Origin of the sequence: Paractinoplanes hotanensis (assembly GCF_023717965.1) — a bacterium.
Taxonomy (GTDB): domain Bacteria; phylum Actinomycetota; class Actinomycetes; order Mycobacteriales; family Micromonosporaceae; genus Actinoplanes; species Actinoplanes polyasparticus.
Genome location: NZ_JAMQOL010000079.1, coordinates 1 through 16,520, shown reverse-complemented (window position 1 = coordinate 16,520; position 16,520 = coordinate 1). Strand labels below are relative to the sequence as shown.

The 16,520-nt window shown below is 65.4% G+C and carries 16 protein-coding genes; all 16 read left to right on the top strand.

The window, feature by feature from the left end:
• Positions 1-457 precede the first annotated feature (457 nt).
• The 16 genes from LXN57_RS44215 (at position 458) to LXN57_RS44140 (ending at position 16,454) form a co-directional block, all read left to right on the top strand.
• Complete coding sequence (locus LXN57_RS44215) at positions 458-790, top strand: hypothetical protein (RefSeq protein WP_251804306.1); 333 nt, start codon at positions 458-460, stop codon at positions 788-790.
• 153 nt (positions 791-943) lie between these two features.
• The gene (locus LXN57_RS44210; RefSeq protein ID WP_251804305.1) at positions 944-2,356 is read left to right on the top strand and encodes an APC family permease; all 1,413 of its coding nucleotides are present in this window, start codon (positions 944-946) and stop codon (positions 2,354-2,356) included.
• Positions 2,353-3,381 (top strand): acetamidase/formamidase family protein, encoded by a 1,029-nt coding sequence (locus tag LXN57_RS44205; protein ID WP_438872984.1) that lies wholly within the window; start codon positions 2,353-2,355, stop codon positions 3,379-3,381. Before LXN57_RS44210 ends, LXN57_RS44205 begins: the two co-directional genes overlap by 4 nt.
• A gap of 32 nt (positions 3,382-3,413) precedes the next feature.
• Positions 3,414-4,166: a GOLPH3/VPS74 family protein gene (locus LXN57_RS44200; RefSeq protein ID WP_251804303.1), complete on the top strand. Its 753-nt coding sequence runs from the start codon at positions 3,414-3,416 to the stop codon at positions 4,164-4,166.
• 92 nt (positions 4,167-4,258) lie between these two features.
• Complete coding sequence (locus LXN57_RS44195; RefSeq protein ID WP_251804302.1) at positions 4,259-5,107, top strand: SAM-dependent methyltransferase; 849 nt, start codon at positions 4,259-4,261, stop codon at positions 5,105-5,107.
• Between the two features lie 166 nt (positions 5,108-5,273).
• Positions 5,274-6,398, top strand: a complete 1,125-nt coding sequence (locus LXN57_RS44190; RefSeq protein ID WP_251804301.1) for a hypothetical protein — start codon at positions 5,274-5,276, stop codon at positions 6,396-6,398.
• Positions 6,395-8,443, top strand: a complete 2,049-nt coding sequence (locus LXN57_RS44185; protein ID WP_251804300.1) for a phosphoketolase family protein — start codon at positions 6,395-6,397, stop codon at positions 8,441-8,443. The genes LXN57_RS44190 and LXN57_RS44185 overlap by 4 nt, the downstream gene beginning before the upstream one ends.
• Positions 8,440-9,486 carry an enolase C-terminal domain-like protein gene (locus LXN57_RS44180; protein WP_251804299.1) on the top strand — a complete coding sequence of 349 codons (1,047 nt, stop codon included), beginning with the start codon at positions 8,440-8,442 and terminating at the stop codon, positions 9,484-9,486. The genes LXN57_RS44185 and LXN57_RS44180 overlap by 4 nt, the downstream gene beginning before the upstream one ends.
• On the top strand, positions 9,486-10,622 hold the full coding sequence (locus LXN57_RS44175; RefSeq protein ID WP_251804298.1) for an HAD family hydrolase: 1,137 nt from the start codon (positions 9,486-9,488) through the stop codon (positions 10,620-10,622). Before LXN57_RS44180 ends, LXN57_RS44175 begins: the two co-directional genes overlap by 1 nt.
• Positions 10,619-11,410 carry a class I SAM-dependent methyltransferase gene (locus LXN57_RS44170; protein ID WP_251804297.1) on the top strand — a complete coding sequence of 264 codons (792 nt, stop codon included), beginning with the start codon at positions 10,619-10,621 and terminating at the stop codon, positions 11,408-11,410. Before LXN57_RS44175 ends, LXN57_RS44170 begins: the two co-directional genes overlap by 4 nt.
• Positions 11,407-12,192 (top strand): creatininase family protein, encoded by a 786-nt coding sequence (locus tag LXN57_RS44165; RefSeq protein ID WP_251804296.1) that lies wholly within the window; start codon positions 11,407-11,409, stop codon positions 12,190-12,192. Before LXN57_RS44170 ends, LXN57_RS44165 begins: the two co-directional genes overlap by 4 nt.
• 21 nt (positions 12,193-12,213) lie before the next feature.
• A complete protein-coding gene (locus LXN57_RS44160; RefSeq protein WP_251804295.1) occupies positions 12,214-12,969 on the top strand; it encodes a phytanoyl-CoA dioxygenase family protein in 756 nt (251 codons plus the stop codon).
• 7 nt (positions 12,970-12,976) lie between these two features.
• On the top strand, positions 12,977-14,218 hold the full coding sequence (locus LXN57_RS44155; protein WP_251804294.1) for a hypothetical protein: 1,242 nt from the start codon (positions 12,977-12,979) through the stop codon (positions 14,216-14,218).
• On the top strand, positions 14,218-14,874 hold the full coding sequence (locus LXN57_RS44150) for an L-threonylcarbamoyladenylate synthase (protein WP_251804293.1): 657 nt from the start codon (positions 14,218-14,220) through the stop codon (positions 14,872-14,874). Before LXN57_RS44155 ends, LXN57_RS44150 begins: the two co-directional genes overlap by 1 nt.
• 279 nt (positions 14,875-15,153) lie before the next feature.
• A complete protein-coding gene (locus LXN57_RS44145) occupies positions 15,154-15,753 on the top strand; it encodes a hypothetical protein (protein ID WP_203819982.1) in 600 nt (199 codons plus the stop codon).
• Positions 15,750-16,454 carry a hypothetical protein gene (locus LXN57_RS44140; RefSeq protein WP_251804292.1) on the top strand — a complete coding sequence of 235 codons (705 nt, stop codon included), beginning with the start codon at positions 15,750-15,752 and terminating at the stop codon, positions 16,452-16,454. The genes LXN57_RS44145 and LXN57_RS44140 overlap by 4 nt, the downstream gene beginning before the upstream one ends.
• The last annotated feature ends 66 nt before the right edge of the window (positions 16,455-16,520 follow it).

The following is a 16,520-nucleotide window of genomic DNA, read 5'->3' as shown; positions in this document are numbered from 1 at the left end:
CTAAAACTCCCGGTAATTCGGGGTTCCGACTCTGCCGACTGTCGGTGATCGTAGGCACACCACACGCGACATATCGATGGCCTGCTCAGCGGGCGCTCGCCGGACTGTCGCGGCGTAGCAACCCAAGGATCCGCTTGCCAGCGAGGAGGACGTGATGACTGCCAGTGGGTCACCGACCGCATGTCGCAACGGCGCTGCGGTACCCGACGTCGACCCTGCTGGCGATGACATGCCCCAGTGCTCCGGCACCGATGGCCCGCACGTTGCGGTAGTCGGCCGGTGCGCAACGGCAGGGGTCGCGTTCTCCACTCCTGTCCGGTCACAGCCTTCCCCCGAGCGCGATGGCCGGACCCGGCCGCGCGGTTGGTCCGCCTTCTCCCGGCGCGACCAGCCTCGCGGCCGTGAACCCCAGGTGCCTCATCGGTACGCACTGGCGCCAGCAGTGAAGGAGCCGAGAGTGCGCGCGACCAATGACGAGATCATGCGGCGAGCCGAGTCGACCGGATCGTATCCGCTGTGCGGCCTGCTCTTCTGCCGCTGCGGTGCCCGGTTTTGTCGCTCGAGTTCGCCGGCGTCGAAGCGTGAGTACCTGTCGGTATGCGGATGCCGCCTCCGGCCGCTCGACGCGGACAACATCGAACGGCTCGTGCGTGCGGAGGCGGTTTCTCGCGCTCCGCGCACGGCCACGCCGGGCGGGTCGATGAAACCGCCCGAGGCGCTGTCCCACCTGTATTCCCGGATCGAGGTCGGCGGGACGGTCGACGACGTGCGATTCGTCCGCCGCATGTAGGCCGCGCCCGCCGTCGCTGCCAGCGGAGCGCGGCGGCGGGTAGCGCGGCCCACCTGGTGCGACTCGCCCCATACCCCTGGAACTTGCGTTCGCCATCTTTCCCGAGGGCGGACTCGAACCCCCCCATACAGAGTCAATGAAGGGACATCCCCGGTGTCGTATCCGGTCGAGGAGTTACAGCGGTTCGGCTATCAGCAGGAGTTGCGGCGCGCGCTGCGGTTCCGTGACCTGCTTGCCTACGGCCTCATCTTCATGGTCCCGATCGCGCCGATGGCGATCTTCGGCGCGGTGTTCTCCGCCTCCGGCGGCATGGTGGTCGGAGCCTATGCGATCGGCGTGGTCGCGCTGGTTTTCACCGCATTCTCGTACGCGCAGATGGTGAAGGCGTTCCCGCTGTCCGGGTCGGTCTACAACTACGTCGGCCGGGGCATCGGTGCCCCGGTCGGGTTCGTGGCCGGATGGGCGATCATGCTCGACTACATCCTGGTGCCCTCGCTGCTGTACCTGGTCGCCGCGGTCGCGATGAATGCCACCCTGCCCGCTATCCCGGTGTGGCTGTGGTTGATCGGGTTCGTCGCGGCGAACACCATCGTGAACTCGATGGGGATCCGGATGACCGCCCGGTTCACCTGGATCATGCTCATCGGCGAACTGGTCGTCCTGTTCATCTTCCTCGGCTTCGGCGTGTGGGCGATCCTCACCGGGGCCGGCCGGTGGACCTGGGAGCCGCTGTACAACCCGAACACGTTCGGCTGGTCGCTGCTGCTCGGGGCGACCTCGGTAGCGGTGCTGTCCTTCCTGGGGTTCGACGGCATCGCGATGCTCGCGGAGGAGGCCAAGGGCGGCTCGAAGGCGATCGGCCGGGCAATGGCCGGGGCCTTGTTCGTCGCCGGTCTGCTGTTCATCGCCCAAACGTGGGTGGCGGCGATCCTGACTCCCGACACGCAGGCGTTGATCACCAACGGCGATCCGGCGGGGACGGCGTTCTACACGGCCGCTGAGGTGGCTTCCGGACCATGGCTGGCCACCGTGTGCGCGGTCGCGACCGCCATCGCCTGGGGTCTGCCGGACTCGATGGTGGCGCAGGTCGCGATCTCCCGGCTGCTGTACGCGATGGCCCGCGACAAGCAACTCCCGGCGTTTCTGGCGAAGGTGTCCCGCAAGCGCAACGTGCCGCGCAACGCGATCTGGCTCGTCGCCGCGGTCTCGCTCGCGCTCGGCCTCTACATGAACCAGCGCGGCGACGGGATCGCCCTGCTGTCGAGTCTGATCAACTTCGGGGCGTTAACCGCGTTCCTGCTGCTGCACCTGTCGGTGATCGTCTACCACGTCATCCGGAAGCGCAGCCGCAACCTGGTCGCCCACCTGCTGATGCCGCTGGTCGGCGCGACGATCCTCGGGTTCGTGGTCTGGAACGCGAACGTCGCCGCCCAGCGCCTCGGGTTTGTGTGGATCGGCCTCGGCGTCCTGGTGCTCATCGGTCTGTACCTGGCCGGGCGTCGACCGGAGCTATCCGGCTTCGCGCCCGTGTCACAGCCGGCGACCCCGGCACGTCAGGAGGTGTGACGCTCATGGGAGAACACACGTACACCCCGACGGCAAAGGACCTGTCCTACACGTTCGGCGGGGTCCCGCCGGTGGCGAGCCTACGCTCCGGCGACGTGCTGACGATGTTCACCGAGGACTGCTTCGGCGGCGCCGTCACCACCGTCGACGACCTTCCGAGCCAGGTCTGCACGTTTCCATACCTGAACCCGGTCACCGGGCCGTTCTTCATCGAGGACACGGAGCCCGGGGATACCCTCGCCGTCCATTTCCTGTCGATCGTGCCTGCCCGCAAGACCGGGGTCTCCAGCACGTTCCCGCATTTCGGGGCGCTCACGTCCACCTCCCACACGGCCACCCTGCAACCACCGTTGGAGGAGCGTGTCTGGCTCTACGACATCGACGCCGAGGCCGGACTGGTGCGCTACCGCGCCCGCAACTCAGACTTCACAGCGGACCTGCCGCTGGACGCGATGCACGGCACTGTCGGTGTCGCCCCGGCCGCCTTCGAAGCCCGCAGCACCATTACCTGCGACGCCCACGGCGGGAACATGGACACCCCGGAGCTACGCGCCGGCACCACCCTTTACCTCGGCGTCAACATGCACGGAGCGATGCTCGGCCTCGGCGACGGACACGCTCGCCAGGGCCAAGGAGAGTCCAGCGGCGTCGCGGTCGAGGTCGCTATGACGACCACCATCGCCATCGAAGTGATCAAAGGCGTGCCGACGCTGTGGCCGCGGATCGAGTCCGATAACGCGATCATGTCCGTCGGCTGTGCCCGCCCTCTCGAAGACGCGTTCCGGATCAGCCAACACGATCTGGTCGGCTGGACCGCCCAACTGACTGGCCTCGACACCCTCGACGCCTACCAGATCGTCGCGCAGGCCGGCACCGCACCGGTCGGCAACGTCGTAGATCCGAACTACACCATGCTCGCCAGCCTTCCCAAACACCTTCTCCGAGGCGCTGACCTCTACGGCGGCACCCACGAGCGGCTACGCGCCACGCCGCACCCCGATGCCACCGGGACCGGCGCGCCATGACCATGTTCGCGACTGCTGACAAGGCCAACCCCGTGCCTACCAACTTCCGACTCGACCCACGCGGCGTCCTGCCCCTGCACGCTGAGCTGTATCTACTCGCCCACGACGATGACACTGGCAACCTGCTGATCAACCAGCAGTCCCTCGAACTCGGTCTGGCCGGCGCCCTCCTGCTCGAACTTGCGTTCAAGGAGTACGTCGCGGTCGGCTATCACTACGACGACTTCCGCCGTCAATGGCAACGCCAGCCCGGCCGGTTGACACTCTGCCAGTCCGGCCCCACCGCCAACACCCTGTGGGATGCCGCGCTGACCACCGTCGAGCAGGTCATCCGCACCCATCGGGACGCCGATCAGCTACGCGCTGTCCTCCGCTCCTTCGCCGCCGCTGACCTGTACGAGCGGGTCCGGGCCGCACTGGTCACCGTGGGACTGCTTCAACGAACCACGCGGCGCCGACTGGCCGGACTGGTCAAGACCGAAACCCATCTACCCGTGCACTACGGCTTCGCCGTACGGGCGCGCGCTCACATCCGTGACGCTGTCGCCCATTACGCCGAGACCGCCCGCTACCGGCCCACCCCACCCGGCGATGAATGCGCCGCCCTGTGCGGCCTGGTCGCAGCACTGGAGCTGGCCGACTTCCTGTACGACGCCATGCCCGTCCGCGATCTGAACCCGTGGCTCGAACACGTTGCCGACAACCATGACAACCAGGCCGTCAGCGCCGTAGTACGCGCCGTCGACGCAGGCCGCGGTGACCTGGCCGTGGCCGCCATGCACTGACGTCCACACGCCGCAGCCCGTAACACCCGTTGCTCAGAACCGCTGGATATCTCCACCGGAAACGGCACCAACGAGATCGTAGGAAGAACCAGATGACGATGCGAGAGTCCGGCGCTCTGGCCAACGGCGGCACGCCGCAGACGGCGATAGACACCTCGCGACCTCATCCTGCCAGAAGGTACGACCACTGGCTCGGAGGAAAAGACAACTTCGCCGCCGACCGCGAATCCGCCGATCGGATCGCCAAGGCATTTCCGCAGATCCGCACAGCGGCGCAGGAGAACCACAGATTTCTGCGCCGAGCCGTCGCCTTTCTGTCCGCCGAAGCCGGAGTAAAACAGTTTCTTGACATCGGCACTGGTCTTCCTACGTCGCCCAACGTTCACGAAGTAACCCAGAAGATAATTCCAGCGTCTCGGGTTGTCTACGTGGACAACGACCCCATGGTAGTAAGCCACGCCCGAGGGTTGATGACCAGCTCACCGCAGGGCACCACCACCTGCATACAAGCGGATCTGCGCACACCCGACACGATCCTCGCCGACCCCGCCGTTCGAGCAACCATCGACCTGACCGAACCGGTAGGGCTGCTACTCATCGCCATTCTGCACTTCCTCGACGACAACGAGAACCCATACGACCTAGTAGCTCGGCTCGTTGCTGCTCTGCCCAGCGGCAGCTACATCGCCTTGTCACACGCCACCTTGGACCCACTTCCCGAAGACGTCATCGAGCAACTGACCGCGCTCACCGGCACCGGCGGCGACCAAGGCACTTTCCGGCCACGTACGCGAGCTGACGTTGCGCGCTTCGTTGACGGACTGGACCTGATAGATCCCGGCGTAGTTCCAATCGTGCGATGGCGCCCCGATAGATCACCACAAGCCGCTGCTTCGGTGGCGGACACCGCAATGTACGGAGCGATAGCTCGGATTATTTGACCACGCAGTCAACTCAGGGAGGGGAATGGTGCCACGAAAAGCGAAAATGAATTGTCCTGCAAGCATCGCGTCGCCTGGACCAAGGATCGTCCTCCCGGCGCCAGAAAACATGCCCGCTCGGATCTACGAAGAAATCGGCCGGTTCGCGACTAGATGAGGAGCAGCGATGGTGCCCGTAACACGCAACTTCCGACCGCTCGGCAACCCGGTAGCTGACATCCGAAACATCGAACGGCTCGCCATGGAGCAACGGGTGCCCCTTGAGGACGTGCTACTGATCGCCATCAACCTGTACGGAATCTCATCAGATCAGGATCGGCACCGGGCGAGGGTCGCGGTGCGCCTCGTCAGCGAGCCCAGCGTCGCCTGGCAGGTCATCGTGCCGCTCAACGCTCACGAGTCACCGTTCGAGTTGTCCGGCGAAGACCTGGTCATCCAGGGCCGGCTGATCGGGCACGTCGAGCGCATCGATGCCGACGAGGCGGTGGGAGGCTATTTCCGCGACGGTGGGCGGGCGGCCACGCTCAACCCGAACGCACGCAGTCGTTGCACAGGTTGCGCTTTCTGCCCCAACACGCTCGAAGCCGCAGCTGATCCGCGCCTGGCCGAGGACAGAGCCCTTGACGAACTGCTCTCGGCGCTCGTTGAACAGCATCCCCGACGAAGCCTCGCCGAACTGGCCGAGGTGACGGTATCCACCGGCTGCTTCGAGAGGGAGCAGGCCGCTGTCGAGCACCTGGTCGCGCTGCGGGCAGCCTGCTCTCGCCATCGGATCACGGCCCGGATCGGATTCCTCACCTCGGTCATCCGCAGCGGCGAGGCATTCGAGCAGATCGCCGCAGATGTTGCGCCGTTCGTCCTACGGCTGACCGCCGAGTGCTTCACCCGACGCGACCTGATGCTGAAGGCGAGCAAAGCCACCCTGCTCGTGGAGCAGATGCCGGATCTGTTGGCGCTGGCCCGCCGCGCCGGCCTTGATACTTCCTACACCTACATCGTCGGACTGGATTCGCTGCCGACAATGACGGAGGGCATCGACGCTCTTGCGCCGCACATCACCGAGTTCCCGAACTTCCAGGTGTACCAGGCCCACAACTCGATCATGGCGGGCCTGCGGGCACCGGCCGCCGATGACCTCGCCTTCTACCTGGAGGCTCGCCGAGCCATCGAGACGAGTGTCGGACCGACCGGCCTGCGCCCCGTAGCTTGGGAGTGCTACCGGCCCTTGTGGTATTTCACGTTCGGCGACGAGCCGCTGATCACCAACACCGCCGCTGGTAGCGCGAGATGAGGGATGCTGCCCGGTTCGCGGACGCCCTGTGGCGCGCCGTCACCTACGTGAGCGTTGCTCAGCTTCATCTGAACTCCAACCCGTTGTCGCCGGACCTCCTGGTACCTGAGCAGGTCAAGCCCCATCCTGCTGGCCACTGGGGAACGGTCCCCGGGACCGCCTTCGCGCTGAGCCATGCCGCCATCGGCTCACTCGGCGGTTCCGTCGAGATCATGCCCATTCTCGGTGCAGGCCACGCGGGTGTCGTCCAGATCGCGATGGCCTGGCTAACCGGAGAACTGGCCGCCATCCGGCCCCAGTTCTCACCGGACGCCGATGGCCTCAGCCGGTTGGTGCGCTCCTTCCCCGACGTCGGCGGACTCGGCGCCGAGGTGTCGCCGCTGTTGCCGGCCGGGTCCTATCTCGGCGGACAGCTTGGAGGCGCACTCGCGTTCGCGCAGGGCATGGCGCTCGACATTCCCGACCGGGTGGTGATGCCGATTCTGGGCGACGGCGAATGCGAGACGCCGACGACCGCAGCCTCCTGGCTGGCCGCGCAGGCATTGCCCGGACCATGCCCCGTCCTGCCCTTGGTGCACGTCAACGGCTATCGGATGGGCGGGAGGTCGCAACTCGGCCGCATGGACGATGCCGGTCTGTGCGCATACGCGGACGCGCTCGGATGGAAACCTGCCGTGGTGAGAGTCGACGCGGCCGGCCACGACGAGCACCAAGAGTTTCATCGCGCACTCCAGGCCGCCGCGGCAGCCACCGCCGCGGGTACACGCACGGTGATCTTCCTGCGATGCGTCAAGGGATGGAGCGGGCCGTCAGAAGTATCCGGACGTCCTGTCCTGAACTCACCGAATGCCCACAAGACGCCCATCACCGACCCGCGACACCGGCCCGAGCAGTTCGCTGCGCTTACCGCTTGGCTGTCCTCGTACCGGCCCGCTGAACTGTTCAACACGGACGGCACGCCAAGGGAAATGCTGGCCGACGCCCTCAACCTGATCCGGCGTGACACCCCACCTCGCGTCGTTCGCCCCCGGGTATCGAGAGCCAGGTCGGTAAGCCTTCAGGACGGCCGCAGCTTCTCCGAGGCGGTGACCACGGTCCTGCGGCGGCATGCTGCCACCGGCGATCTCCGCGTATTCAGTCCCGACGAGATGGGATCCAACCGGCTCGGTGAACTCGTTGACGAACCATGGGTCAGCGAAATCCTCGCCGAAGAGGTTCTCCTGGGCTGGCTGGCCGGCTGGACCGCCACGGGCCGACGCGGTCTACTCATCTCCTACGAAGCGTTCGCGCCCCTGCTGACGACCGGGCTCGTCCAACTACTCAAACAGCGCCGCCTCATCAACGGATCATCGCCCAGCCGACCGAGCCTGAACCTGCTGTTGACCTCGTACGGCTGGAACAACGTCTACACCCACGGCGACCCCTCCTTGATCACCGCACTGCTCGCAACCGGCGAACCGGCGGTGCGGGTGCTGACGCCCGCCGACCCCGGCAGGCTGGCCGCAGCCGTCGACGACGCACTCTGCTCGACCGGAAAGCTGAATGTCATCCTCGCGGGTAAACACACCGTTACGAATCGACCGATGGAGACGATCGACGAAGAACTCGAACGTGGCCTCGCCGTCTGGCCACACCTGAGCGACCTCGACGAACCCGATCTGACCCTGGTGATAGTCGGCGATCTACCAGCCGCCGTGATCAGCAAGGCTGTTCCGGAGATACGCCGCCGTAACGGGACACGCGTTCGCGTCGTGGCCGTGCACGACCTGACGGTCCTCGGCCAACCCAGCAGATGGCCGGCGGGCCTGTCGACCGAGGAGAGCGATCGCTACTTCGGCTCCGCTACGCCGCTACTGATCGTCACGCTCGGCCACCCGGCCGCCGTCTGGGGGCTGATCGAGAATCGGCTCCGCCGACCGGTCGAGGTCATCGGATGGCACGAGCCTGAGCGGCCGATGAGCCAGCGAGAGATGGCCGAGACGATGGGGATGGACGTCGCCGGTGTGTGCGCTGCGGCAGAACGCCTCCAGGCGGTGCGGACATGAACGACTTGAACATCGACAACGTCGAGATCATCGACTGCACAGATCTGGTGGGGCCCGGAGACGACGGCTACCTCGTCGCTGTTCACGCTGCCGGTCAGATCGGCTGGTACGGACCGGTCAGCGTAGCCGCCGCCACCGCGCTCGACGGCAGCCTGGCGGCCTCGGCTATCGGCACGGACGTCACCGATCACTCGGGCCTGTTGTCCGCGCTCCACGGAGCTTCCGCGAAGTCGGGCGATGCCGTCACGTCCTGGGCCATCGGCGCCCTCGACTGCGCGGTATGGGACGCACATGCACGGATCGAGCAGAGACCCGTCGCAGCCCTGCTTTCCACCGCGGCTCGGAGCCACGTCCCGGCGTACGCGTCCTGGCTCACCTTGGACGTGCAACTTGCTGACGCAGAAACGATCCGGCGGGTGGCCGGCCAGGACTGGCAGTTCACCAAGTGGAGCCTGCGCCGTAGCCGTGGCCTTCCCGTCGCAGACGACGCGAAGCGCATGGCCGGCGTCGTCCACCAAGTCGCCGAGGCAACGGGATCACCTGCCGCTTTCGACGCTCTCTGGACCTGGGACCCGACACTCGCGCTCGGATTCAGCGAACAAGTCGACCACGCGAAGATGATCTGGCTGGAAGAACCTCTCGCGACCTGTGACAGCGCCGGATACAGCGATATCGCGTCAGCATTCCCGTCCCTGGCACTCGGCGAGCGACTTCATCTCGGCGACGACCCGAAAGAGCTGCTGGCGCTGCCCAACCTCGGCGCGCTCACCATCGATGTCGTCGGCTGCGGCGGTCTCACCGTTGCGGCCGGCCTGGTGGCCGAGGCAGCAGCGGCCAATGTGCCGGTGTACCCGCACGGTCGGTCGCTACTTCCGGCGGTGCACCTCGCGGCGGCGTTCCCCGAGGCGATTGCCGCCGTCGAGTACCAGCTGCAATGGGAACCCCACCGACAGCTCCTGTTCACCGACCCGCTCGAATGCGGGGGCGGGCAAGTAGTAGTGCCGAGCGCACCTGGGCTTGGCCCGACCCCACGGAGGCGCTGATGCCCGCAACCGCCCACAGCCTGCCGATCCAGGGATCCATCAGCGACGGCGACGGGACCCCGCAGGTCGTACTCACCGAACGACTCGTCGGATACAACACCTTTCTTACCGGCGTTCTGGACATCGGTCAGCAGCGAATCCCCGTACGAATCATCACCCTCGACGACGTGACCGTCTTGCGCCCTGTGGAGGCAACAGCCCTGGCCGGCGCCGCGGACATGTACTCCGGGGTTCTGCACCTGTCGCATGGGTCACGGCGCCGCACGATTCCTGAAGACCTCGCCTTGGAGGTCTCCCGGCGGCACCGCACGCTCGACCTACTCGACGAGGCAGAGTTGCGCTACGCCCTGACGTTCCTGGAAGAAGCCACCACCGCAACGATCCGCCAAGCCCGCATTGCCGTCATCGCGGACGCCGTCGCGTCAGTGGACAGCCCTGCCTCCGAAGAACCTGAAAGCAACGACGGCGATCATTCGGCCAATGCACCAGCGCTCGTCACGGTGGACGTCGGCGGCACGATCGGCACCACGGATAGTCCCGGAATCACGGCCGCCCTGGTCGCCGCGTCGCCGCTGGCACGCCGCGACGCCGTGCGGCTGCTGCGCGAACGACTGCACACGGCACCCGCCATCACCGATCGGGTAGTCGAAGAGGTGTGCCGGACACTACGGATCCCGGTCACGGCGTTTCCGCGCCACGCGACCGCCACGCCGCTACGTCTGTTCACGTTCGCGGCTGCCGCACTCGAACAGATCAGCGTCCTGCTGCCGGTAGTGACGCTGTCGAACGTCACGTGTGTGGAGGCGGACCTGCCGCAGTTGAGACAGCTCCTGGCGCCGTGGGTGGACGACCACTTCCCGTCCTGCAGAATCGGGTACGCCAAGCCCGACCCTCGCGCGTTCGAGGCTGTCGCGGCCCAGCGGCGCATCGATACTACGCAGATGGTGCATATCGGGGATGATTGGGAGTGCGACATCCTCGGCGCTACTCGGGTCGGGGCACGCGCCATCTGGATCTCCGGGGGCCGTCCCCTGCCCGAAGCGAGCGAGGCCGTCAAATCCAATGTTCTGGTGGCAACCGATCTTGCCGCTGCCACCGGACACGTCAGGGAAATCTGCGCAGGGAGACACCGATGAGCACCTTTGCTGGAACCGTCGAGCACTACCGCAAGTACCGCCCCGGGATCCCACAGGAGGTGGCCGACATCCTCGCCGCCGCCGTGCCCGACCGGCACCCCCGGCGTCTGCTGGACATCGGCACCGGGACCGGGTTAGTCGTCGAGGCGCTGCTGACCCAGTTCGACGACATCATCGCGATCGACAACGACGCCGACATGCTGGCGTCCGCCGAGACGGCCATGCGCCCCATGGTTCCGGAAGGAGCGCGGATGGTTCTGCAGCGCTTCTCCGCGGAGGAGTTCACTCCGCCGCAGGACTGGCACGCCGACCTGGTCACCATCTGCCGCGCGTTCCACTGGCTCGACCAGGCCGCGGTCCTGCAGCGACTGTCCTCCCAGGTGGCCGATGACGGTGCGGTGGCGATCTTCGGCGACAACAGCTTCTGGGTGGCCTCCAGCCCCTGGAAAACCGCGGTCCGCTCCGTCATCCAGGACTTCCTGGGCGAACAACGCCGGGCCGGCGCGGGCGTCTTCAACCACCACAACCGCCCCTACAGCGAAATCATGGAAGAGTCCGCATTCAACCAGGTCGACGAATTCCGCGTACCCGTCCACCGGGTGTGGTCCACCGAGAGCATCCTCGGCTACCTCTACTCCACCTCGTTCGCCGCTCCCCACCTGTTCGGGGACCGGCTCGCCGACTTCGAGGCGACCGTCACCCGCACGCTGACCGAATTCAGCAGCGACGACACCTTCGACGAGGACAACGAGTTCCTCATCCGCATCGGCCGCCGGAGCCAAGCGTGAGCCACGTCCTCGCCCGGCAGATCGGCCGGCTCACCACCGACGAGATCACCAACGCGCTGACTTCCGCATCGGTTCTCTGCCTGCCGATCGGCTCGTACGAGCAGCATGGACCCCACCTGCCCCTGCACACCGACACGGTGATCGCCGAGCAATTCACCACCAGACTCGTCCACCAGTACGGCGACAGCCACGACCTGTGGATGATGCCCACCATCCCGTACGGCCTGTCTCCCGAGCACGACTGGGCCCCTGGCACCATCACGCTGCCTATCAGGGTGCTCACGGACCTCATCGACGCCACCTGTGGCGAATACGTCCGATCCACGCCCGCCCGAAACCTGCTCATCGTCAACGGGCACGGCGGCAACCGCGGCATCCTCGAAGCCGTCATCTATGACCTGCACCGACGGCACGACGTCAACGTCTGCGTGATCCACCCCAGCTCGCTGGCCACCGTACGCGCAGACAGCGAACTACCCGAAGTCCACGCCGGCCTCCGCGAGACATCGGTGATGCTGGCCCTCGCCCCCGACGACGTCCACCTGGAACGTCTGCCGGACAGCTACGAGCCGGACCCTGACCACGCCGAGGGCACCCGCCGGCTGGTGCTCGATCGAGGCACCACGTGGCCATGGAACTCCGACAACCCCGCCATGTCCCAGCTCGGCATCATCGGCGGCAACGCGAGGAGAGCGACCGCCGAACTCGGCGAACAGATCATCGCCAGCGCCCTCGACCGGTGCCCCGACATCCTGGCTCGCCTGAACAAGCCTGATCCGTAATCCGCGCCCCCGGGAGGACCCATGCAGACCGCACTGACCCCGCAGGAGACGGCCGCCTTCGTCCGAGACGGCGCCGTCGTTCGCCGTGCCTTCGTCCCCGGCCACCTCGTCGACCGCGTCCGATCGAGTGTTGACGGCTGGTATCGCACCGAGATGGATCCCGCCCTCATCAGCTCGTACACCCAGCGCACATTCGCCCCCGACCTCGGCAATGACCACGACGTCCTCGCCCTGTTCCACGAATCCGGCGTCGCGGATCTGGTGACCTCGCTCGTACCCGAGATCGAGCCGGTCGTCACGGCGCAGATCCAGATCCGCGTCCCCGAGTCAGACACCGGCGTCACCCAGCCCGAGAAGGCAATGCACGTCGACGGCGTAGCCTGCCCGCATCTCGATGCCAGCGAACTGCGGACCTTCACGCTTCTGGTCGGCGTCGTGCTCTCCGAGATCGCCGATTCCGATGGCGGCGCGTTGCGGTACGTACCCGGTGGCCATGTGGACATGGCGGAATGGTTCCGGACCGAATGGTCGATCGGTATGACGGACCAGGTGCCCCCGCGCATCGACGCCGAACATGGCACCCCGCTGCTCGGCTCGCCCGGGGACGTGCTGCTCATGCACCACCTCGTGCCCCACGCCGTCGGCCGTAACACCTCACCGGCGCCACGCATCATGGCCTACTTCCGGGTCAGCCACTCCCAGCACGCACGCCAACGATTGGAGGCCCTCCGAGACCCATGGCTGGAATACCCGGCCATCCGCCCCGTCACGGCCTGATCACCCCATGGACCAGGCGAGTCGTGCTGTGCGAATCGCGGCGCTGGAGATGGCGCGGCCCCTGGTCTCCGGTCACGTCGTACTCCTCACGGGCAACGCCGCCACCAGCCGGGGGATGAAGGACTTCTTCGCCGACGCCGACGCCGGCGCTGCTGCCATACACCGCGTCGAACTTCCTGAGGCTGCAGGGACGCTCGCGTCACGCCTGGCCGCAGCGGAACAACTACTGGCGGATCCGTCCGAAGCCCTCGTCCGGAAGGTCGATGAACTCGACCATGACGGCCGAGGACTGGTGTACGCCGGCTCCTACACGGCCGTCCGCAGCTTCTGCGGACGGCGGGTGCTCGGCTCCCGACTTGAGTCACAATTCGCCGCCGAGCGAAAGCACGTCCAATACCGACTACTCGGACTCGCCACCTCAGACCGTCGACTGCTCAGGATCGAGGACCATACCGACATTCGTGAGGCGATCATCGCGCAGGTAACGCGCGGCCCAACTGTTGTCCAAGGGGTACCGCGCGGGCTACTCGCAATCGGCGCTAGCCACACATACCTCCTCCCGGAGGATGCGTCACCCATCAGGATCGGCCAACTGCTTGCCAGCATCGCGGAGGATTGCGCCGATCTCATCGTGGGACCCCTTCACGCCGGGCTTCCGTGTACCTACTACGGATTCCTCACGTCGGATCACGTGGTCGACTTCGGCCCTTTCGAAGCCCTTGTCTACTGGGACCGCCGAAGCTGGCGTCTTCACGCGCCCGGCGTCATCCGTCCAGTACGCCTAGGTGGCCAGGAGGCGGCCTGCCGCTCAGCCGTCCGCGCAGCCGCACGACAGGTGCAGCAACGAATCGACTATGTCGGTGCATTCGGCGCCGACGGCGCCGTCTCAACCACTGCATATTCCGTCCACGAAATAAACCCGCGAATATGTGCGGGATTCGCACTTCTGGACAGCATTTGCGAGAACCTTATCCCCCTCGCTGCGGTCGACCTCGTGGTTCGAGAGAAGCGGCCATCCAAAAGCCACCCTCTCATGGTCCGACTCGAGCAACTCGCTACCGCACTGCGTCGCATTCAAACACCGTTGATCCGCCTGTGGGACGGGAGGCATAGCAGCATTCAAGAAACGCTGACCGCGTCGGCCGTCCGTGCGTCTGATCCAGCAGCCTGGCTGAGCATCGCTCGTTCATGCCTCGCCGACAAGAACTTCGTATCGATCACGCAATTCAACCCAGTCGGAGGCTATTAATGCAAATAGTGACGCCAAATGACCTTGCTCTCGCGGCGCACGCCATTGAAGCTGGCGGACTCGTGGTCGTTCCAACACAGCGCTGGTACATGCTCTGCTGCGACGCGTCGAACCCCGATGCCTGCGCCCGCATTTTCACCACCAAGAGAAGGCCGCCGGACAAGTCTCTCCTGTTCGTCGCGCCATCCCCGGAAGCCGTGCGTCAGCGTTTCCGCGTGAGCAAGGATGCGGAGCTCCTCGCCGCGGCATTTTGGCCAGGCGACCTCGCCCTGCTCCTACCCTGGCGTGACCAAGCCGAAGGGGAACGCCACCAAGCGGTAGGCGCGCCGGAAGCGCTCGTCACCGTCGCGCCGGGCATCCTTGGTGAGTTGGCAACCCTCACCGCCGCCCCAATCGCAGCCACGTCCGCGAATGTTTCCGGAACAGAAGGTACTGCGCCGTCGATCACCCTTGAGGAGGTACTCAACTTCGTCGCCAGCACGGAGGCCGACCTCCCGATCGTGGTCGACGGCGGCGTCTGCCCCATCGCCAACCACCTCACCATCGTTCGCTGCACCGCAGGCGACACCGAGGTAGTCCGCGAAGGGGTCGTGCACCCGCGAGCCGTCGCCGCTGTCCTCGGATGGGCCGGACGGGATCAGACAGCAACAGGATAATTGCGATTGGCTGATCCCCGGTCGGGCCAATCGATGTCTCGCAACCCAGTAGCGGTAGGACTCGGACGGTGGCGGATCATCGATGGTTACCGGTGTTCTCAGCCTACCGTCCACAGTTGACCCACCCGTTCACCCGCCCGCAGCCCGGTGCTCCGCGTCGCCGGCATCACCAACATCGCCGCCGCCAACCGCCGCTACGCCCGCTACCCGAACCGGCCGCTTTGCAGTGGCCCTACACCGTGGCTGTGGTTGCATCCTGTCGCACGGTAACCTCCCTCCATGCCCGGCGAAGCGATGCACAAGAAGGGTGCTGACGGGGCGCAGCGCGCCAAGCGCTGGCTCGACGCGACCACTCGGACTCGTGCATCATGGACTAACGAGGACGAAATAGCCGGCGGCCGACTCGAATTTAATTGGCCGCATGCTGGCCAGGAGCCCTACTCCTTCGACGTTGGAGGATTTCTTTACGGAAAGCCGTTTGACAATCATTCATTCATGGCCGAAGTTAAGAACTATTCCGGCGATAGCCTCGGAAATGATTATGACGACTTCCTTGCAAAGTGCTACCTGACCTGGCGGGAGAATGCTCGTTGGGCCAATCAGTTTATGTTCCTAACGTGGCACCCGTTTCGCATCAAGAGCTGGACTCAGTTGCGCGACCCGGATGCGATCGCCAAGGGGTGCATCGCCAATCGTCGCCGGCTCTTCGGCATCGAGGATGAGGTGGAAGCACAAGCACATATCGACACTTCCCTCATCAACGAACTCAAGGATCGCCTTTGGGTTGTCGTTCTCTCCGAGAAACAAGAACAACTCTTGATTTCCGACCAAGATCGCGCTCTGATCGTGTCCTCTCGCATCGAGAAAGGACTAATGTGAGCCAGTTCGGTGACACCATAACCGGCCTGGTGGGCGAGAGTCCATCGGATCGGATCAGTGCTATCAAGGCAGCGGTTGTCGAAAATTTACGTGCCGCCGACAGCCGGATGAAGATCGAGACAACCGATCACTTCAACCACTCCTTTGTGCCGGACCTCGTTCTATCATGGCCGGGTCAAACCGAAAATCGCCGCGTTTTCCTGCGCACGTCATACCGCGTTTGGGACCTGCTTCGTGACGTCGACCTTCTCGCTGGCGATAAACCCATCCTCATGCCGCTCGTGCCAATGCGGGAGCAGGATGACGAAGGCGCCTCTGCACTGCATGAACGTACCAAAGAAAGCCGTGTTCTCGTCACCAATCCATATGGATTGGAGGCCTTCACCGATAGACGCGACACCGCGCCGGTCGTAGCGCTATTTACTCACGCGATACTTCAAGGCGGACGTGGGGTTATCACGACAAGCCGGGCCCGCGAGATTAGTGGTCAAGTTGCCGCTGGCTTCTCTGGCGCACGCAATGCCTCCTACCAAGCGACCAGCGCAGCCTTGACAGTTAATGAAACAAATCTTGACCCGCGCAGGGCGTCCCAGATGAACCGCCTCCTTCACGCGCTGTGGATCGGTTCAGGCGCTTCTCCCAGTGAATTTCCAGGCGTAACCGACGGGACGGCAACCCTCGATGAGGATGCACTGAACTGATCTCAGCAAGGAATGACAGCCGATTCGGGATGACACGGGTGAATCGGTGGTTTCGGGCGGTCCTCG